The following is a 19,763-nucleotide window of genomic DNA, read 5'->3' as shown; positions in this document are numbered from 1 at the left end:
AAAGATGAAGCGCTATTAAGGCGCTTCATTACTCACTTCATTTGTTACGGCCACTGGCGTGGTCACGGTGAATGAATTAAGCTGCACTTCAAATTGCTCTACGCCTTTTTCACCTTTCCACATACGAACTAGCATGTAGTCCATTTCTGGGGCAAACCAAGCAAGCGCTTGACGTTTATCATTATCGTACAAACGTTTTACTTTTATCGCTTCTACATTACCAACAGGTAGCGAAATCATTTCTGTGCCGATAACTTCAAAGTCGTAATTGCGAAGGTTGCCTTTTTTATCAATCAATGGATACGATAATTGTGTTTTACCTTGCTTTAACTCTTCGCGTACTTGTACTTGGTAAGACAGAGAGTCTTGAAAATCGTCTGACCAATCCAGCTTCAATGGGTATTTACTTTCGCTGCTTTGAACTTGCTTTTGCGCCGCATCAAATTTTAAGCTGTATTCTTTATCAGGCCCGGTGCCCGAACGTTCCATGGTGTAACTTAGCGGAGAAATTTTTTGATCATGGTACGTAAATTTAGATGTTTCTTTTCGTGAGTCTGAAAAAATCATCCATTCGATTTCACTGTGATAAGTGATCACGTAGTTACCGTCTGCGGCTTTTTTCAGCTCGCGTACTGCTTTACCATGGGTTTCGCCTTTACGAAGTACATCGTATTTGGCTTCATATTGAGTGAGGTCGCCAGCTAAAACACTGGTAGGAAGTAATAAAGTGCCCACACAAGCGAGTAGGGCACTTAGATTTTTATTCTGGGTAGTGCGCGCCGTGTGCAGGAAGTTTCTTTTCGTCAAAAACTGCATAATCTGCTTCCATCTTGAGTCGTTGTTCACTGAACCACTTGACCACCAATGGATAGATTATATGTTCTTGCTGATGAACACGTTGTGCGAGTGTCTCTGCGGTATCGTTTTCGAGTACCGGCACTTTGGCTTGAAGAACAACGGGACCGCCGTCTAGTTCTTCTGTGACAAAGTGAACACTAACACCATGAACGTCATCTTTTGCATCTATCGCTCGCTGGTGGGTATTCAGCCCTTGGTACTTAGGCAACAAAGAAGGGTGAATGTTCAACATTTTTCCCTTAAATTTTTGCACTAAGCTAGGTGTAAGAATACGCATAAAACCAGCTAATACAACTAGATTTGGTTCAAAATTGTCAATAATGTCCATTAACTCAGCATCATAGGCCTCGCGCGAGTCAAAATCTTTATGGCTAAGTACATGTGTTTGTATACCTGCATTTTTTGCTCGCTCAAGGCCATAGGCGTCGGCTTTATTACTAATTACAGCGGCGATTTCGGCCTTTATTTCACCACGCGCACACGCGTCGATGATGGCTTGAAGGTTAGAACCGCTACCAGAAATTAATACAACAAGACGACAAGGGGTCATTAGTCACGACCACCTAAAATTTCTACTTGCTCTTCGCCTGCTTTCGCATCTTGGATCTCACCGATATGCCATGCATTTTCGCCAAGATCTTTAAGAATTGTTAAGCTTTGCTCAAGTTTGTCTGCTGGAACAACTAAAATCATACCAACACCACAGTTGAATGTACGGTACATTTCGTGTGTTGTGATGTTGCCGTTTTCTTGTAACCAGTTGAAAACTACAGGCCATTCCCAGCTGTCACCTTTGATAACTGCTTTTGCAGACTCAGGAAGTACGCGCGGGATGTTTTCCCAGAAACCACCACCCGTGATGTGAGATAAGGCGTGTACATCAACCTGCTTGAATAGCTCAAGTAGTTGTTTAACGTAGATACGAGTTGGCTCTAATAGGTGATCGCCAAGTGTTTTGCCTTCAAGCTCAGCGCTCGTGTCTGCGCCAGATACTTCAAGAACTTTACGAATTAATGAGAAGCCGTTTGAATGAGGACCACTTGATGCAAGGGCGATTAATTGGTCGCCTGCAGCAACTTTAGTACCGTCGATAATTTTTGATTTTTCTACAACACCAGTACAGAAACCAGCCATGTCGTAGTCTTCGCCGTCGTACATACCTGGCATTTCAGCAGTTTCACCACCGATTAATGCACAGCCAGAAAGCTCACAGCCTTTACCAATACCTGTTACAACATCAGCCGCAGTATCTACGTCTAATTTACCCGTTGCATAGTAATCAAGGAAAAATAGTGGCTCTGCACCTTGTACAATAAGGTCGTTTACACACATAGCAACAAGGTCGATACCCACTGTGTCGTGCTTTTTAAGATCGATTGCTAAACGTAGTTTTGTACCAACACCGTCTGTGCCAGCAACCAGTACAGGCTCTTTATAGCCAGTTGGTAGTTCGCAAAGTGCGCCAAAACCACCGATACCGCCCATTACTTCAGGACGTCTGGTTTTTTTAACTACGCCTTTAATACGCTCAACAAGTGCATTACCGGCATCGATATCTACGCCCGCGTCTTTATAGCTAAGAGACTGTTTTTGTTCGCTCACAGGTTTTCCTCAAAAAAGTTGCATGTGGGTTGCTTAGAAACGCGCGTATTTTACAACAATTGCACTGGCGCGGCTAGTTGAAAAATCACTTTAACCGACTTGACAAGGACAGTTGTCCGGTTTTTTTGCTTTCAAGTTACAAGGCAAAAGTATCAAGCAAATGACCCTTCTACCTTGAAACTAGAAACTTCTTACTATTTGTTAAGCTTTCGCGGTTAAAATAGCGCGAAGAGGGGCAGGGTAACCTTCAATGGTTTTGCTGGTGTCATTTGGATCTAAAAAGTCGACCAGTGATTCGTTTTCCATCCACTGGGTTTTACGTTGTTCTTCAAGCGTTGTGATTGCACAGTCTTTAACTTGTACATCTTTAAAGCCAACACGTTCCATCCATAGTTTTAATGCCGCGGTGCTTGGGATAAACCACACATTACGCATTTTTGCATAGCGGTCGGTTGGCACTAAAACTGTGTGTTCATCACCTTCAACAACCAGTGTTTCAAGGACTAACTCACCCCCTGGGCGAAGCTGTGCTTTTAATTGCGCTAAAAAGTCGATAGGTGAACGACGATGATATAAAACACCCATTGAAAATACCGTATCGAATGCTTTTAGCTCAGGCAGAGCTTCAACACCTAACGGCAATAAATGCACGTTTTCATCTTGGTGATAATGCTTTATCGCTTGGAATTGGCATAAGAATAAATCAGATGGATCGATACCCACCACAAAATTTGCGCCTTCGCCGCGCATGCGCCACAAGTGATAACCCGAGCCACAGCCAATATCAAGCACTGTGCGGCCTTTTAACGGTTCGATATGAGGCAGTAAACGATCCCATTTCCAATCACTGCGCCACTCAGTATCAATCTCGATACCGTGTAAGCTAAAGGGTCCTTTACGCCATGGCATCATGCGCTTTAGTAAATGCGTTAACTGTTTTTGCTGACCTTCAGATAGTTCATCACCGGTGCCAATTTGTACTTTATCCTGAAGATTCACAAGGTTTGTGCTTACCTCAGGTAAGTTTTTCAGCACTTTTTGCCATTTCGGTAAATCGCCGTGGCTGGCTTCGAGTTCCCAGTGCTTTAATTGACCTGGCAAAGTTTCGAGCCAGTGACTTAGCGGGCTTTGTGCAATCGCAGCGTAAAATTGGTTAAACCATTGAGACATGAAATACTCTTTATATCGTTGTGATGATTACTTGATTGCAATCATCGAGCAGAAGTTAAAACATTGATACCACACTTGCGTTTGGCTAAAACCAATTTCACTTAATCGGTTTAAGTGGGTAGATAAATGATCAGGGCGCATGACATTTTCGATAGCCGTACGCTTTTGGCTGATCTCAAGCTCTGAATAGCCGTTGTGACGTTTGAAATCATGGTGTAAATCAATGAGCAAATTATCGCATTGCTCATTTTCACCTCTAATTTTTTCGCTCAGCAGCAAAACGCCGCCAGGTTTTAAATTTGCGTAAATCTTTTCAAGCACCGCTTGGCGCTTTTCAGGTGGAATAAACTGAAGTGTAAAGTTCATCGCTACCACAGAAGCATTCTCGATGGCTAAATCGTTGATATCACCTAGCGTAACTGTGACCGGCACGTCAGAGCGAAAACCCTGTAAATGTAATTTACAGCGCTCAACCATCGCTTCTGAGTTATCGACGGCAATAATATTACAGTTATCGGTGCGAATATTACGGCGCATACTTAACGTTACAGCACCAAGTGAACAACCTAAGTCGTATAGGTTTGAATTACTTTGCGCATACTCGCCAGCCAGTTTACCTATGGTGCTAACAATGGTTGCGTAACCCGGCACCGAGCGCTGGATCATATCAGGGAAAACTTCTACTACATGTTGGTCAAAGCTAAAGTCTTTAACCGCTTGCTCAGTGGCATAAATACTGTCTTTTTGCGTCACGTGAACAGTCTCTTTAAAAAATAATACCGCTATTTTAGCATTTTTAACTGGATAGTCAGTGATAAATTCAGTAGCTTGGCTAGAATTATCAATAACAAGTACAAAAAAGAGAAGTTTAATGACAAAAAGCAAAGTGATCAGTACAGAAGATATCTTATCAACTCTGTGTCATTCAGTGACTGGAGTTCTGTCTTCAGCAAGCGGTAACGGTATTAGTTATTCTGCCATGGTTCAAAAAATCACCCGCACCTGTATGCGTCCAGACATTGGCTGTTTTGTATTGTTCGATGGTGGCTTTACCGGTCTTGTGGTAACAAACTTCACAGCGCAAGCAGCCATGGAAATTTATCATGACTATATGCGTAACATGGGTATGCCAGAAGACGAAATTGCACAAAGCCATTTATCAGATGATGTGGCAAACGTACTGGGCGAGCTGATGAACCAAATCGTTGGTGACTTTACGTCAAAAGTACGCGACCAACTGCATACTTCTATTACGCAAAACCAACCTAAGATGATGGCGATTAACAAACAGGTACAAATTTCTGTTGATACCACCATGGATAGACCACAAGCACGCCGTGTGACATTCACTACTGCGAAGCAAAATATCTTCTATCTAGAGCTTGCGATGGATAAAACTGAATTTATCAAACTACATGATTTTGATATTTCAGAAGCCGTTGACCCAGATGACATCATCGAAAACGAAGCCAAACAAAAAGCTGAAAAGCAAAAAGCATCATCACAAGCAGACGATGCAGATGATGATTTTATGGCAGAACTTGGTTTGTAACCCAACGACTTGAGCTGTCAGCTATCAGCTTTCAGCCATCAGATAAAATATAAGCGCGGTTTAGTCCGCGCTTTTTTAATGACATTTTGCAAAGATGAATTCTCATTTAACAGTATTATTTTTATTGTACTTCAATGTTTTAGTGCATTGTTACATTTCTGGTGATAGCATCAAATAGTTAAATTTTATTAACTTGCTTTACTGGAGTTAGGCAAAGGAATGGTACTTAAACTTATAAAAAATGGCATTTTAATTTATTTCTTGGTTTTTAGTTCAATTACAATTGCGAGCTCAGAGCATAATAGGTTTAACAATTTTATAGAATTAACAATGCAGTATTCGATTAACCAGCTAGATGAAGAAGGTTTTTTAAAGTCTGCTAAGAATTTGAAAATTGCAAACATAGACTCTATCCAAGCAAAAGTATTTTATTTTATGGTGTTCAATCACCGTAGAGCGCTTGCTGATAAGTTAGGCATTAAAGTCGCCGTACATTTAACCGACCAAGATTGGCAAGAGTTAAAAAAGATTGATGCAGTAATGTATGGTGCTCAAAAGGCAACTTTTGTACAACTACATAACTCTGATGATTTATCGATAGTAGATGCTTTGAAAGACTTAAAAGCTGAATTAATCGCTTTAGACAACAAGCAAGCAATAGCTCAAGTTGCAGCTGATCTAGCACAATACTATTCATTATATAAAGAAGATCATCTGTCTGCTTTGATTGAGTATTTATATGCTATTGATAGTTTACCAACCTACGAAAATTCCCTGGCTGGGTATTTATATTCGAAAGAGTTTGCCCTACAAAGAATTATTTCAAGTTTTTATACTATGGGGGCTTACGAAACCGCCTTAGATTATGTATTGCAGCTTTACGCTTTATCTAATAAATATTTTGAAGTGTTAGACTATTCGACCCCATACTATGAAATGACATTTGTGTTAGCTCACGCAAAGCAATTCAGCAAAGCTTTAAATATCGCAGATTTCTACTTACAGAAAGTACAAAAAGAACGTTTAGAACAGTCATCTCAACTTTACGCAGTAATTGCCAAAAGTGCTGTTTTAATTAAAAGACAACAAGAGGGAGACCTTAAAACTGCTCAATCCTTACTTCTAAATGCTGAAACGGATCTGAATTCAGATAATTATGCTGTAAAAGCACGCAGCTTAGTAGTTAAAATTTTACTCGATTCCATCAATGGAAAGCTTCCAGAAGCTGAGAAGTCTGTTGATATTCTTAAGGAGTTTATTCAATCTAACCGTTCTATTTTTAGTCAGTCTGATTTAAGAGATCTCAACGAATTACAAAAGCTGGTTTTTGAATTTCTGGGTAAACCTGAACTGGCGAACAAAGCTATGATGGATAAATTTGAGTTTGAAAAAGATTTTATGCTTTCTGCTTTTAATAACTCTTTGAATAACGTGGGGAATTACTTACAAAGAGACATAGAAATACTGGCCCTCAAGGGATATAAAGCAGAAACTGAAAAACAAGCACTTAAAATTGAAACACAAAACCTGCGATTTCTTGTAATGGCTCTCATAATCACAATGTTAATCTTCTTAATTTCATGGTTAATTTGGCGACAGCTTTCTATTAAAAAGATCGCTGAAACAGATTCTCTGACTGGAGTTATGAATCGGAGAGCTATGTATACTTGGTTAGAAAAAAGAAAGCCTCGAAACTCGTTAAAATGCATCTGCTTATTAGACTTAGATCACTTTAAACAAATTAACGACAACTACGGGCATTTAACTGGCGATGAAGTGCTTACATCTTTTAGTCATTTTGTACAAACTCGTATTCGTAAGACAGATAAATTAAGTCGTTTTGGCGGTGAGGAGTTTTTACTTGTTTTAGACTCAATAGATAAAGAAAAAGCGCAAATTTTGATAGATAACATACGTGAGTCATTTCAAAACTATATAAATTGGCATACAACAACTTCTAACTTTTCTACTAGCTTCTCAGCAGGAATCATTGAGGTAAGTGGTGACTTTGAGTTGAAACAAGTGTTAGCTCAATGCGATGTGCTTTTATACAAGGCAAAAGAAAATGGCCGTGCTAGAAGTGAATCAGCTTGCTTCGAGGTTTAAATGGTCTAGTCCACAGCTTATAGCTTTGAACTTAAAGCTCGTTTAAAGCTTACATTCATCCAATTTATGCTTTACTCATAAAGCCTTAAATGGATTTGATGATTGCATGAATTACTTAAAAAACTTTATAACTAAATTTGTTTTCATGATGCAGAAGCGGCCGGGGTTGATGGCGGTGTTGGCTTTTTGTAGTGGTGTAACGAGCTATGTCTTTGTTGAGCGAAAAGAATCGTTTTCGCAACTTATCTCTATTTTGCTATTAGTCACTTGGTTGTGGTTGTTAATAGATAACTGGCTAAGAGATAAAGTAGAGGAGCGTTTTGGTGTGGCTGTGTCGCCCAACGTGATGCGCTTTGCGCTGCAAGTTGTGCAGCAAGAAAGTTTGTTTTTTGCTTTACCATTTTTCTTGGCGGTGACTACTTGGGACCATGGTCAGGCCGCGTTCACCGCTTTAATTATTCTTTGTGCGTTCGTTTCTGTTGTTGACCCCCTCTATTACAAAAAGCTTGCAAGGCACAGTGTCTGGTTTAGTGTGTTTCATAGCTTTTCTTTGTTTGTTGTGCTGTCGGTTACCTTACCCATTTTATTAAAGTTAACGACCAGCCAAAGTTTTGAAATTGCGCTGATCACGGCTGTTATTTTAACTGTCCCTAGTCTTGGCAATTTGATGCCCAATGCTAAATGGTGGCGTTTCCCGTTATTGGTGTTATTGCTTTGTGCTTTAAGTGCAGGGCTTTGGCAATTACGTAGCTTTGTGCCACCTGCGGCACTGCGTTTAACCGATATGAGTATGTCATATCAGTTAGATGCACAAGCACGTAAACCGCTTTCGCCAATATCAGAACTCACTGAGCAGAGCTTACATGAAAAAGGTCTATATAGTTTTAGTGCGGTAAAAGCACCGCGAGGGTTAAATGAAAAAATCTTCCATGTTTGGGTGCATAATCGAAAAGAAGTTGACCGCATAGCCTTGGATATTTCTGGTGGTCGTAAAGAGGGTTATCGAGCGTGGAGCCATAAAACGAATTTCCCTGCTAATGCTGCAGGGAAATGGGTCGTTAAAGTGGTTACCGAGTCTGGGCAGCTGATAGGGCAAAGAAGATTTGAGGTTACAGAAATATAGCGCTAAGTTACAAGCTGAAAGCTTCAAGTTTAAGAAGTGCGAGCTTAATGCTTAAGACTTACAGCTTTAAGCTTTGCGCTTAGTACGGGTTCTTCCCTTCACCTACCAGCACACTGAATATTCTTAAATCCAGTTCTAGTTGATGGTATTGCGGCTCCATGTGGCAGCAAAGTTGATAGAAGGCTTTGTTGTGGTCTTTTTCTTTAAAATGAGCCAGCTCGTGTACGACGAGTGCTTTGAGAAGTGGTTCAGGTGCGCGAAGCAGGTCGCTATTAATGGCAAGATCGTGTTTTCGGGTTTTACCTTGCATACGAAAAGTATGGGTGCCTAAGGCATTTGTGACCATATCGCCTTGTTTTTTGAATGCAGCACGGCCAAAAGGCAGGGCATTTTTAAGGTAGCGCTTTTTCAGCTCAGTGGCGTAACTGTATAAAGCTTTATCGCTGGTAATGCTATGCGCATCAGGGTATTTGCCCTTTAGGTATTTTGCGGCCCTGTCGCCATTAAATAGCTGTAACACTTGCTCAATGATGTGCGGCGGGTAACCTTGAAAATAACGGCTGTAATCTTTCATGTTTTCTCTGATAAATCGGGCGCTAAAATAAACTGCTTTGGCTTGCTTCGCGTTCACCTATAAACGGCGCAAGCACGGGGTGATTGTAACCTAAATCTTGGCAGAACTGTCTTGCTAAAAGTGGCGACTGGCGATTATCTGCGGTATGAAAAAACAAATAGGGTGATTTTCCTTCATCAAGCCATTGTTTTACTTTTTGTAGCCATGGCTGGTAATACGACTTGTATTCATGTTCAAGACTGGCAATCACAAAGCGTAACATTGGCTGATTTCCTGTTGCAATGGCATGCACAGGTAAATAAGGCTTTTTCTTTTGCGCATCAATGAGTGCATCGGTATTGGCGGGTACAGCAAATAAAGCGCGGGTATCCATACTGATACGGTCTATATTATTTTCAATTAATAGCTGATTTAAACGAATTTCTGCATCATCTTTTTGAAAGAAACCGGGGTGACGTACTTCTATACCGTAACTAAGTTGTTTGGGGAGTTGTGCAATAAAATTAGCAAGCAGTGGCAGTGCATCTGGGCCAAAGGCACGGGGTAGCTGCAACATAATTTGCCCCGTTTTAGCAAAAATTGGCTCAAATAAGTTTAGCCACGCATTAAGCTCACTAGTTATATTCGTCAGCTGTAATTCGTGACTAAAACGCCGATGAAACTTAAAAGTAAATTTAAAGTCTTCGGGTACCGCATCATGCCAGCGTAATAATGACTCGTGACTCGGATCAGCATAAAAACTGGTGTTGCCTTCGACTGAGTTAAAGCATTGCGCATACTCACTGAGCATGTCGGCGCTTTTACAGTGACTAGAGAGCAAATTTCCTTTCCATGCGGTGCTAGACCACTGCGGACAACCTAAATACAGCATTAAATCAACCAATAAATTTAAACTTTAGCTAGTGTATCAAAAGAAATGTTTGCTCAGAAGTCGAGGTATATATTTAGCCCCCGACAGGCACTGCTGGCACTCGCATTTTGCGATGGTTTGGGTATAATGCTCTGCCTTAAATGATTACTTTGTATAGTGGCTTTTGCTCTCAAAATAGCGAACTCTTAAGAGCAGGCGGCTATAAGTCTTTAACTGACAGGAATACTATGCGCTCTATATATTGCGGACAGCTAAATAAATCTCACGTAGATCAAGAAGTTGAACTATGTGGTTGGATCAACAAACGCCGTGACCTTGGTGGCCTTATCTTCGTCGATTTACGTGACAGAGAAGGTTTAGTACAAGTTGTTTTTGATCCTGAAGTAGAAGGATTAATGGATACTGCGAATAAACTACGTCAAGAGTTTTGTGTGCAGTTAAAAGGTGTTGTTCGCGCACGCCCTGATAGCCAAGTAAATAAAGACATGGCAACAGGTGAAGTTGAAATTTTAGGCACAAGCTTAACTATCATCAACCGTTCAGAGCCATTACCACTTGACTTTAATCAGCAAAACTCTGAAGAGCGCCGCTTAAAATACCGTTACCTTGATTTACGTCGTCTTGAAATGAGCGACCGTATCAAACTTCGTGCAAAAGCGAGCAGCTTTGTGCGTCGTTTCTTAGATGACAATGGTTTCTTAGATATCGAAACACCGGTACTAACAAAAGCAACACCTGAAGGTGCGCGTGACTACTTAGTACCTAGCCGTGTTCACAAGGGTAGCTTCTACGCTTTACCTCAGTCACCACAGTTATTTAAACAATTATTAATGATGTCGGGCTTTGACCGTTACTATCAAATTGTTAAATGTTTCCGTGACGAAGATTTACGTGCTGACCGTCAGCCAGAATTCACACAAATCGATTTAGAGACGTCATTCATGAGCTCTGATGAAGTGCGTGCAATGACTGAGAAAATGATCCGTGAAATGTGGCAATCATTATTAGACGTTGACTTAGGCGACTTCCCAGTAATGCCATACAGCGAAGCAATGAGTTTATATGGTTCTGATAAACCAGACCTACGTAACCCAATGCAGCTTGTTGACGTTGCTGATTTAGTAAAAGACGTTGAGTTTAAAGTATTCTCTGGTCCTGCTAATGACGAAAAAGGCCGTGTTGCTGTATTAACTGTACCAGGCGGTGCTGAGCTTTCTCGTAAACAAATCGACGATTACACTAAATTCATCGGTATCTATGGCGCGAAAGGCCTAGCATGGATGAAAGTTAACGACCGTGCTGCGGGCGTTGAAGGTGTACAATCACCAATCGCTAAGTTCTTAAACGAAGAGGTGATCAACCAGTTACTTGAGCGTACTAACGCACAATCTGGCGATATCATTTTATTTGGTGCTGATAAGCGTAGCGTTGTAAACGAAGCGATGGGTGCACTACGTCTTAAGATTGGTGTTGATTTAGGCATTACTAATCTTGATAGCTGGAAACCTTTATGGGTTGTTGACTTCCCGATGTTCGAAGAAGACGACGAAGGTACATTGCATGCGGTTCACCACCCATTCACTGCACCAAAAGGTATTTCTGCTCAAGAGCTTGAAGCAAACCCAGCTGGTGCATTATCAGATGCATACGACATGGTATTAAACGGCTACGAAGTTGGTGGTGGTTCGGTACGTATTCACAATGCTGACATGCAAGAAACTGCATTCAGAATCTTAGGCATTGACGCACAAGAGCAACAAGACAAGTTTGGTTTCTTACTTGACGCACTTAAATACGGTACACCACCGCATGCGGGTCTTGCGTTTGGTCTTGACCGTTTAGTTATGTTGCTATGTGGTACTGATAACATTCGTGACGTTATTGCTTTCCCTAAAACAACACAAGCATCATGTTTATTAACAGATGCACCAAGCAAAGCTAATGCAGATGCATTAACTGAGCTTGCAATTAATGTTGTAGCGAAAGACGCTGAATAATTCATAATAACTTGAATTATAAGACTTAATGAATAATAACCCTAAGGTGTATGCCTTAGGGTTTTTTTGTGTTTAAATGAATTTTTAGTATGTTCTTCAAGGAAAGAGTATGAATGTCAATCTAACTTTAATGGGCCAAATAATTTTTATTTTGATCCCTGTGTTTGCTGTTATCAGTTATTTCTTGGGTAAGCGCAAAACCTCCACACCTATCAGAATGGCCATTATTGGTGGGTTACTTGCGTTAGTTCCCTTATTTGGTCTTATTTTTATTGCAGTACTTGCATTTAAACAAGATATTGAGACCACCGCGTGATCGCAAGCCATTCCCTCTATTTTGAACACACTTTTGAAGTAAACCTAGCAGGGCAAACATTTTCACATTGCGAATTTGAGCAATGTGAATTTGTCGACTGTGACTTTAGCAATAGCCAGTTTGAAAACTGCCGGTTTATAGAATGTGAGTTTAAAAACTGTAATTTAGCTGCCCTTGGTCTTAGATACACCTCACTTGAAGAAGTGAGCTTTAAAGAGTGTAAATTAACCAGTGTACGCTTTACTGATGTTGATTGGCCGCTACTCGCCAGCCGTGCCCCAGTGAGTTTTGTTGGCTGTGAACTTAGCCACAGCAGCTTTTTTGAGCTTAGTTTAAAGGCTTTAAAAATGCGCAGCTGCTTTGCCAAAGATGTTGATTTTAGACATGCAGATTTAACATCTGCTGATTTTACTGATACGGATTTTCGTGACAGCTTGTTTCAACAAACTAATCTCAGTAAAGCTAATTTTATAGGTGCTAGTCACTTTGCCATTGATATAACTGCTAACAATATCAGTAAAGCCAAATTTGAACGTTATGCCGCTTTGGACTTGCTCGCAGGGCTCGATATAGAGCTGGTGGATTAAATATTTTTGCTAATTAAGGTTAAGGAAAGTTATGGATTTAAGTCCCATCACCTTGGAAGGTCAATTTGTTAAATTAGTGCCGTTAACGCTTGAGCATCGCGATGCTTTAGTAAACGCCGCTACGGATGGAAAGCTTTGGGAATTGTGGTTTACCTCGGTGCCCAATGAAGCACGTGTTGACGATTATTTAAACATGGCGTTTGAACAACAGTCACTTGGTCGCGCATTACCATTTGCTGTTATCGATAAACACACCGATGAGGTGATAGGCTCAACTCGCTTTTGTAATATCGACAGTAAAAACCGCCGTTTAGAAATTGGTTACACCTGGTATGCCAAGCGCTTTCAGCGAACTGGGGTTAATACTGAATGTAAAAAACTGCTACTGAGTTATGCATTTGAAACACTTAATGTGATTGCTGTTGAGTTTCGTACCCATTGGCATAATCAAGCTTCGCGCAATGCCATTGCTCGCTTAGGGGCGAAACAAGATGGGGTTCTTCGTAATCATCAAATCATGGCCGATGGATGCGTCCGCGATACTGTGGTGTTTTCAATTATTGATGGTGAGTGGCCGATGGTTAAACGTAGCCTAGAATTCAAATTAGCGCAGTCATAAAATGTTAGATATTAAAAAGGCGGCGCTATTGCTCGCTTTAACTCTTAGCGGGCAAACAGCCTTTGCAAACCAAACAGAGACACTGTTTGATACTAAGCGAGCCCGCCATATTCCGGTGACCATTACAGCAGCCGATAGCGAATGCACGGTAAAGAAAAAGTGCCCCGTGGCATTTATTGGAGCAGGCTATGGTATGGCGCATACAGAGTATCAATTTGCCCAGCAGGCCTTTCATCAGCATGGTTATTTAACGGTTGAAGTGGCTCATGAGTTAAAAGGCGATCCGAGTTTAAACCCTGAGCCACCCTACATGACCACACGCATGGAAAACTGGCACCGCGGTGTACAAACCCTTGAGTTTTTAGCCGTAGAACTTGCAAAGCGTTATCCTGCGTATGACTTTAATCAGCTCACTTTATTTGGGCACTCAAATGGGGGGGATATTGCAGCATTATATGCGGCTATTTATCCCGCTAAGGTAGCTAAGCTGATCACCCTTGATCATCGCCGTATGCTGATCCCGCGAAACAAAAATATTGCTGTACTGACACTACGCGGTAGCGATTACCCAGCAGATGACAACGTATTGCTAACGCCGCAAGAGCTCGCAGTATACCCAGTGACGCAAATTAAGCTTAAAGATTCGCGCCATAACGACATGTATGATGGTGGCCCAAAAGCGCTTGTAGCACGTATGAGTAAAGAACTTAACGCGTTTTTATCTCGCTTTTAATGCTCAGCTAAAACTGAGCATTAATATCGCTGCGAAAATTAAAATAGCCCATCTCGACAAGGTTGTTATACACACCCTCAATATTCAGTGGTAGCCATTGCTGGTACATTTTTAAATGGCTGTATTGAGGCAAGCTTATTTCTTTTTGTAAGGTCGCAAGGTTCTTACCTTTTAACATGCCATCGCGCACTGTAGTGTGTAAGTCTTGAATATAGTGTAAATAAGAGACAACATCATCGCGGTTGCCAGTATCTGCATGGCCACCTATAAATGCAGCAAATGTGGGTTCATTTAACACTGCTTTAGTTGAATGCAGCATGCCGTTAATATCGTAACCAATCAAATTTTTATATGGCATGCGGCCAAGTACAATCCAATCAACAACATAAAGTACATTGGCAGGCATAAAACGCATACTGACATTACCACGGCCATTATTGGGCCCATAGTATTTCAGTTGCACGTAGCTATCACCTAAATTGACTTTGAGTGTATCGGTAAATGTAAGATCAGGCAGGGCAGTAGGCACTTTATTTAATTTAAGGTCCTCAGCTGCAAATTGATGAGCGACGACCGTTGTGTTGTTATCGATTAGCTCATGACCGCCCATTGCATGGTCAACATGGCTATGGCTGTACAACATGTACTTGATATCGGCGTTAAAGGTTTTTTTGATATAGCTTTTTAAATATTTTGCGGCATCGCTATTAATAGGATCAGTCACCAAGGCAAGGTTATCAACAATCATAAAAGCGCTGTGGTAATGGCCAGCACTAAAGCGATATACATTGTCTTTAATGTTTTCGACTTTATAGTTTGCTGGTTCTGCACAGATGGCCTGATTAGTAACGAATATGAGCGCACAGAAAAGTAAGATTTGCAGACTTTTGAACATTAGCGATCCTTTTGCGTTGAAATGTGTCTAACTAACCATATCAAAGTTTAGCTAATAGTACATATTATACTACTTAAAGGCTTAGTTGATCTGCATCAAAGTTAAGGAGCTAAGCAAGGTGGGGCGGACATAAGTCCTTATGTTTTTGCCTGTGTTTCTCTATCCTCGCGAAGCGCTATAATGAAGAAATGCTATGCTTAGCACAGACTTCTAGAACCTTATTCACTGGAAAAGACAAATGCAACATTTACCTACCGTTGATTATAAAGCGAGCGATGCGGCCGCTCAATTTGTTGAGTCACTAAGAAACACAGGTTTCGGTGTATTAAAAAATCACCCAATTCCTCAGTCATTAGTTGAGTCTATTTACAAAAATTGGCAAGAATTCTTTAATTCTGAGCAAAAGCACGAGTTTTTATTTTCAAAAGAAACACAAGATGGTTACTTCCCACCATCAGTGTCAGAAGTTGCAAAAGGCTTTACCGTTAAAGATATTAAAGAGTACTACCACGTTTATCCAAAAGGCCGTGTTCCAGCACAGCTAGAAGAAGAAATTCGTGAGTACTACCGTTTAGCAAATGAGTTTGCAGCGACATTATTAAGTTGGGTTCAAGCTGAAGCACCAGAAGAAGTGCGTGCTAAGTTCTCTATTGACCTTAAAGATATGATTGCTAACTCTGAGCAAACACTCCTGCGTATTCTTCATTACCCACCAATGACAGGTGATGAAGAGCCAGGTGCAATCCGTGCAGCAGCGCATGGCGACATCAACTTATTAACTGTATTACCTGCGGCAAATGAGCCAGGTTTACAAGTACAAAAAACAGATGGCGGTTGGTTAGACGTACCATGTGATTTTGGTAACCTGATCATCAATATTGGTGACATGCTACAAGAAGCGTCAGGTGGTTACTTCCCATCAACGATTCACCGTGTGATCAACCCAACGGGTAAAGCGTCAACTAAATCACGTATTTCGTTACCATTATTCTTACACCCGCGTCCTGATGTTGTGCTTTCTGAGCGCTACACAGCAGACAGCTACTTACAAGAGCGTTTACGCGAGCTTGGTGTTAAGTAAAAATTGGTTATAAAGAGAAAGCGGCATTAAAGCCGCTTTTTTTATGCCTTAAATTTGTCTGCTAAGTTCAGCATTAAGTGTTAGTTTGCAAATAATTCCATGCATTATTGACTATCCTAGGTATAATGCGCGCACTTCGCCGAATCGGCTGAATTTTTTAAAGAGAGATAGTATGAGTTTTGATGGGTTAGGTTTATCACCAGCTTTAGTAAATGCAGTTTTAGAAAAGGGCTATGAAGCACCTACGCCTATTCAATCACAAGCTATCCCTGCGATCATTGAAGGCCGTGATGTTATGGCCGCAGCGCAAACTGGTACAGGTAAAACAGCAGGTTTTACACTGCCGTTAATTGAGCGTTTGTCAAAGGGCCCTAAAGCGGGTGGCAATAAAGTACGCGCATTAGTATTGGCTCCAACTCGCGAGTTGGCTCTACAAGTAAGCGAAAATGTTGAGCAATATGCTAAGCATTCAAATGTTAGCTCATTTGTTGTTTATGGTGGCGTTAAAATTAACCCACAAATGATGCGCCTTCGTAAAGGTGTTGATATTTTAGTGGCCACACCTGGTCGTTTATTAGATCTACACAATCAAAATGCTGTTAAGTTTGATGATTTAGAAGTGCTGATCCTTGATGAAGCAGACCGTATGCTTGATATGGGCTTTATTCATGACATCAAACGTATCATTGCTAAATTGCCTGCTAAACGTCAGAACCTGATGTTCTCAGCGACGTTCTCTGATGAAATTCGTGAACTTGCAAAAGGGCTCATTAACGATCCCGTTGAGATTTCAGTCGCGGCAAAAAACACCACAGCTAAAACTGTTACTCAATCTGTTTATGCGCTAGATAAATCACGTAAAACAGCATTGCTTAGCCACCTGATCCGTACTAACGATTGGCAGCAAGTATTGGTATTTTGCCGTACTAAGCATGGTGCTAACCGTTTAGTTAAGCAGCTTGAACGCGATGATATTGTCGGCGCTGCCATTCACGGGAATAAATCGCAAGGCGCTCGCGTTAAAGCACTCGAAGGCTTTAAATCGGGTGAAGTGCGCGTATTAGTGGCAACCGATATTGTTGCCCGTGGTCTTGATATTGTTGAGCTACCTCACGTTGTTAACTACGATCTACCGAATATTTATGAAGATTACGTACATCGTATTGGCCGTACAGGCCGAGCGGGTGCATCAGGTCATGCTATTTCGTTTGTAACAGTAGATGATGCCGACGATTTATATGGTATTGAGCGCTTTATTGGTGAGCTTATTCCGCGTGCAACCGAAGCAGGTTTTGAGCCAAACAAACCGGTTGCTGAAAAGCCGCTAGATACGCGTCCAATCAAGCCGAAAAAGCCAAAGAAACCGAAAAAGCCAAAAGCACCAGCTCAAGATGGTCAAGGTGTAGCAAAACCTGCACAAAAGCCAAAACCTAAATCGCAAAAGCGTCCTTCACAAGGTAAGTGGCAGGGTAAGGGTAAAGAGCAAGGCCAAAACCAAAAAGGTGCAAACAACGGGAATAAATCAAATAACACTAAACCAGCAGGTAATAAACCTGCGGGTAATCGTCAGCGTGTATCGGGGCCATCTCGCCCAAGACGTAAGCCCGCTGCGGATAGTTAATAGCAGTAAAAACAAAAAACGCGCAATTGCGCGTTTTTTGTTTTAAATGAGTTTAATGCAATATAAGGTGGCGACACCAATAAAGAGTGTCACGGTGACACTTAACAAAGTGCCCAGCATGACATACTCAGTAAGTTGTTTTTCGCTACTTTCTTTTAAATCACCGAATCGAAAGATAGATTTGGCCGCCAGTAGAAAGCCCACGCCGCCGTATTCACCTAACAAGATAAAGCTCAACATTAACACTCGCTCGAGCAAGCCAATAAAATGCCCCGCGGCAGGAATGCTGCCTTCATTGTTTATCTGAATATTGATTTTCTCTAGCATCATGCGAATAAACACAGAGCTTGGGTTAAGCACCAATAAATAAGCTGCAATAACAAACAAAGTATCGAGGGCAATCAGCTTTTGCCACGCTAAGCTATAAAATTCATTCTTATCACTAAGCCAAATGCTTAGCATTACAATCACAACAAGATGCGCCAACTGGTCGAGTAAAAACGGCACCACGCCTTTATTTGAATATGACTTTGCCAAGTCAATGACATAGTGGCTTAGCATAATCGCAACCGTTGCTAACAATACACGAGAGAACTCTTGCCAGCCATAAGTGTATTCCCATAGTGTGAGCACAGCTAAAGAGGTCACGCCGTGTGTTAATACGTGCAAATAGAGTTTACTGGCACGAAAGTGACGGTTGTTTCTGTCGTGTACCCAGCTCATTGGTTGCCAATAAAAGTCTGCAAGTAAGTGGCCCAATACTAATGCGGTGAGTAATAGAGCAAAACTGGTCATAACAATCCTTTGAGTGTGGTTTGGCTGTAATTTATAAAGCGCTCGATAAGTTGATAATGCGCCAGGTTGAGTAACTTCGTGACATTCTCTCGGCTAGTATTAAGCTCTTTAGCAAGCTCTGCATGGCTGTTGTTCTCGGCGGTTAAATAATAAAACAGGGCATTGGCCTGCTTTTGACTCATTTTTTCAAGCAGGACTTCGACAAGCGCAATATTAAGCGCAAAGCCTTCTTCAAGGGCGTTATTTTCAATATTTAACACTAAGCGTTGCTGGCCGATGTTATCTAAACCACGACCAGATAAGGTATAAGCACTGCCTGTGGCTGTTTTTATATCGGCGCGGGGGTTGTCGAGTGAGCCAATGGCCAAGCTTTGTCGCAGTTCGTAATTGGCTGCTTTCATTTGCAAATACAACAAGATTGCTGCATGACACACCAGTTCTGGCTCTGTTAGCTGTACTTGTAATGCATCGCCACGGTAAATGGTAAAGCTTGCATTAAAACGCTTGGCAACAAAGCGTAAGCTTTGATCAAGCTGATAAAGCATAGCGTCGTATTCTTGTTGTGGAATTTTTTGTGATTTAATTAAATCACCGCTGATCACCGCAATCATTATGATCCCTTAGATTAAGTAACTTAATTTAGTTACATCGCGATAAGTAACCAAATTTGGTTACTTTTTTTTATGTAACCAATTTAGGTTACTTTTTCGTAAATATCAACCTAGATATGCTACAGTGAACACAAATCACTAAAGAACAGAAAACTATGTCAGCAGTTGATAAGCCAAGAGTCGGTATTTTTGTAGATGTACAAAACATTTATTACACCTGTAGAGAAAGCTACAAGAAAAACTTTGACTACAATGCCTTTTGGGCACAAATGAGCGAACGCTATCAAATTGATTGCGCCATTGCATATGCAATATATCGTGGCGATGAAAAGCAATCGCAGTTTCAAAATATTCTGCGCGCAATTGGTTTTGAGGTAAAACTGAAACCTTTTATTCAGCGCAAAGATGGCAGTGCAAAAGGGGATTGGGATGTTGGCATTACCATTGATATGCTAGAGCATGCCAAGCAGCTCGATAAAATGGTATTGCTTTCGGGTGATGGTGATTTTGCCTTATTACTTGGTCACTTAGCGAATAAGTATCAGCTACCGTGTGATGTCTATGGAGCAGAGCAGCTTACCGCTGATATTTTAAAGCAAGCCGCCGCTGAATTTCATTGTATTGACGATTCACTGCTACTATCAAGGTGAAA

General features: G+C 41.2%; 21 protein-coding genes. 11 read left to right on the top strand and 10 right to left on the bottom strand.

Annotation, left to right across the window (positions count from 1 at the left end; translation table 11 throughout):
- Positions 1 to 15: 15 nt before the first annotated feature.
- The 5 genes from NH153_RS16825 to cmoA all read right to left on the bottom strand — a co-directional run bounded on the left by NH153_RS16825 (position 16) and on the right by cmoA (position 4,383).
- Positions 16 to 816: a DUF3108 domain-containing protein gene (locus NH153_RS16825; RefSeq protein WP_082874091.1), complete on the bottom strand. Its 801-nt coding sequence runs from the start codon at positions 814 to 816 to the stop codon at positions 16 to 18.
- Positions 761 to 1,408: a phosphoribosylglycinamide formyltransferase gene (gene purN / locus NH153_RS16820; RefSeq protein WP_063705983.1), complete on the bottom strand. Its 648-nt coding sequence runs from the start codon at positions 1,406 to 1,408 to the stop codon at positions 761 to 763. Before purN ends, NH153_RS16825 begins: the two co-directional genes overlap by 56 nt.
- Entirely contained in the window at positions 1,408 to 2,460 is a 1,053-nt protein-coding gene (gene purM, locus NH153_RS16815) for a phosphoribosylformylglycinamidine cyclo-ligase (protein ID WP_063705981.1), read from the bottom strand. The genes purN and purM overlap by 1 nt, the downstream gene beginning before the upstream one ends.
- A gap of 201 nt (positions 2,461 to 2,661) precedes the next feature.
- Complete coding sequence (gene cmoB, locus NH153_RS16810) at positions 2,662 to 3,630, bottom strand: tRNA 5-methoxyuridine(34)/uridine 5-oxyacetic acid(34) synthase CmoB (protein ID WP_063705979.1); 969 nt, start codon at positions 3,628 to 3,630, stop codon at positions 2,662 to 2,664.
- A 27-nt stretch (positions 3,631 to 3,657) separates the two neighbouring features.
- Positions 3,658 to 4,383 carry a carboxy-S-adenosyl-L-methionine synthase CmoA gene (gene cmoA / locus NH153_RS16805; RefSeq protein WP_063706202.1) on the bottom strand — a complete coding sequence of 242 codons (726 nt, stop codon included), beginning with the start codon at positions 4,381 to 4,383 and terminating at the stop codon, positions 3,658 to 3,660.
- Between the two features lie 118 nt (positions 4,384 to 4,501).
- On the opposite strand from cmoA, the gene NH153_RS16800 reads away from it, so the two are divergent.
- The 3 genes from NH153_RS16800 to NH153_RS16790 all read left to right on the top strand — a co-directional run bounded on the left by NH153_RS16800 (position 4,502) and on the right by NH153_RS16790 (position 8,411).
- The gene (locus NH153_RS16800; RefSeq protein WP_063705977.1) at positions 4,502 to 5,182 is read left to right on the top strand and encodes a DUF3334 family protein; all 681 of its coding nucleotides are present in this window, start codon (positions 4,502 to 4,504) and stop codon (positions 5,180 to 5,182) included.
- Between the two features lie 219 nt (positions 5,183 to 5,401).
- Complete coding sequence (locus NH153_RS16795; protein WP_063705975.1) at positions 5,402 to 7,288, top strand: GGDEF domain-containing protein; 1,887 nt, start codon at positions 5,402 to 5,404, stop codon at positions 7,286 to 7,288.
- 106 nt (positions 7,289 to 7,394) lie between these two features.
- Positions 7,395 to 8,411: a DUF5924 family protein gene (locus tag NH153_RS16790; protein WP_063705973.1), complete on the top strand. Its 1,017-nt coding sequence runs from the start codon at positions 7,395 to 7,397 to the stop codon at positions 8,409 to 8,411.
- A gap of 79 nt (positions 8,412 to 8,490) precedes the next feature.
- Here the strand turns inward: NH153_RS16790 and NH153_RS16785 are convergent, their stop codons facing one another.
- Positions 8,491 to 8,985 carry a M48 metallopeptidase family protein gene (locus tag NH153_RS16785; protein ID WP_062564226.1) on the bottom strand — a complete coding sequence of 165 codons (495 nt, stop codon included), beginning with the start codon at positions 8,983 to 8,985 and terminating at the stop codon, positions 8,491 to 8,493.
- Between the two features lie 22 nt (positions 8,986 to 9,007).
- Positions 9,008 to 9,856 (bottom strand): DUF72 domain-containing protein, encoded by an 849-nt coding sequence (locus NH153_RS16780; protein WP_063705971.1) that lies wholly within the window; start codon positions 9,854 to 9,856, stop codon positions 9,008 to 9,010.
- Between the two features lie 227 nt (positions 9,857 to 10,083).
- Between NH153_RS16780 and aspS the strand changes: the two genes are divergently transcribed.
- From aspS to NH153_RS16755, 5 genes are all read left to right on the top strand, one after another.
- Positions 10,084 to 11,853, top strand: a complete 1,770-nt coding sequence (gene aspS, locus NH153_RS16775; RefSeq protein WP_063705968.1) for an aspartate--tRNA ligase — start codon at positions 10,084 to 10,086, stop codon at positions 11,851 to 11,853.
- Positions 11,854 to 11,962: 109 nt separating this feature from the next.
- Complete coding sequence (locus NH153_RS16770) at positions 11,963 to 12,169, top strand: hypothetical protein (protein ID WP_063705966.1); 207 nt, start codon at positions 11,963 to 11,965, stop codon at positions 12,167 to 12,169.
- Positions 12,166 to 12,756: a pentapeptide repeat-containing protein gene (locus tag NH153_RS16765; protein ID WP_240494383.1), complete on the top strand. Its 591-nt coding sequence runs from the start codon at positions 12,166 to 12,168 to the stop codon at positions 12,754 to 12,756. The genes NH153_RS16770 and NH153_RS16765 overlap by 4 nt, the downstream gene beginning before the upstream one ends.
- 31 nt (positions 12,757 to 12,787) lie before the next feature.
- On the top strand, positions 12,788 to 13,375 hold the full coding sequence (locus NH153_RS16760) for a GNAT family N-acetyltransferase (protein ID WP_063705963.1): 588 nt from the start codon (positions 12,788 to 12,790) through the stop codon (positions 13,373 to 13,375).
- Between the two features lies 1 nt (position 13,376).
- Positions 13,377 to 14,108, top strand: coding sequence for an alpha/beta fold hydrolase (locus tag NH153_RS16755; RefSeq protein ID WP_063705961.1), 732 nt, complete (start codon positions 13,377 to 13,379; stop codon positions 14,106 to 14,108).
- A gap of 7 nt (positions 14,109 to 14,115) precedes the next feature.
- On the opposite strand, the gene NH153_RS16750 is transcribed toward NH153_RS16755, so the two are convergent.
- Positions 14,116 to 15,003, bottom strand: a complete 888-nt coding sequence (locus NH153_RS16750) for an MBL fold metallo-hydrolase (RefSeq protein WP_138624848.1) — start codon at positions 15,001 to 15,003, stop codon at positions 14,116 to 14,118.
- 238 nt (positions 15,004 to 15,241) lie between these two features.
- Between NH153_RS16750 and NH153_RS16745 the strand changes: the two genes are divergently transcribed.
- Positions 15,242 to 16,084: an isopenicillin N synthase family dioxygenase gene (locus NH153_RS16745; protein ID WP_054551580.1), complete on the top strand. Its 843-nt coding sequence runs from the start codon at positions 15,242 to 15,244 to the stop codon at positions 16,082 to 16,084.
- A gap of 172 nt (positions 16,085 to 16,256) precedes the next feature.
- Entirely contained in the window at positions 16,257 to 17,705 is a 1,449-nt protein-coding gene (locus NH153_RS16740; protein ID WP_063705959.1) for a DEAD/DEAH box helicase, read from the top strand.
- Positions 17,706 to 17,747: 42 nt separating this feature from the next.
- On the opposite strand, the gene NH153_RS16735 is transcribed toward NH153_RS16740, so the two are convergent.
- Both NH153_RS16735 and NH153_RS16730 read right to left on the bottom strand, forming a co-directional pair.
- On the bottom strand, positions 17,748 to 18,500 hold the full coding sequence (locus NH153_RS16735; protein ID WP_063705957.1) for a DUF3307 domain-containing protein: 753 nt from the start codon (positions 18,498 to 18,500) through the stop codon (positions 17,748 to 17,750).
- Positions 18,497 to 19,111, bottom strand: a complete 615-nt coding sequence (locus tag NH153_RS16730; RefSeq protein WP_062564219.1) for a hypothetical protein — start codon at positions 19,109 to 19,111, stop codon at positions 18,497 to 18,499. Before NH153_RS16730 ends, NH153_RS16735 begins: the two co-directional genes overlap by 4 nt.
- A gap of 155 nt (positions 19,112 to 19,266) precedes the next feature.
- On the opposite strand from NH153_RS16730, the gene NH153_RS16725 reads away from it, so the two are divergent.
- Positions 19,267 to 19,761 carry a LabA-like NYN domain-containing protein gene (locus NH153_RS16725; RefSeq protein WP_063705954.1) on the top strand — a complete coding sequence of 165 codons (495 nt, stop codon included), beginning with the start codon at positions 19,267 to 19,269 and terminating at the stop codon, positions 19,759 to 19,761.
- Positions 19,762 to 19,763: the final 2 nt, after the last annotated feature.

The organism is Pseudoalteromonas gelatinilytica, assembly GCF_001641615.1.
GTDB classification, from domain to species: domain Bacteria; phylum Pseudomonadota; class Gammaproteobacteria; order Enterobacterales; family Alteromonadaceae; genus Pseudoalteromonas; species Pseudoalteromonas gelatinilytica.
The sequence above is the reverse complement of the archived record's forward strand: the minus strand, read 5'-3'. Positions and strand labels throughout refer to the sequence as shown.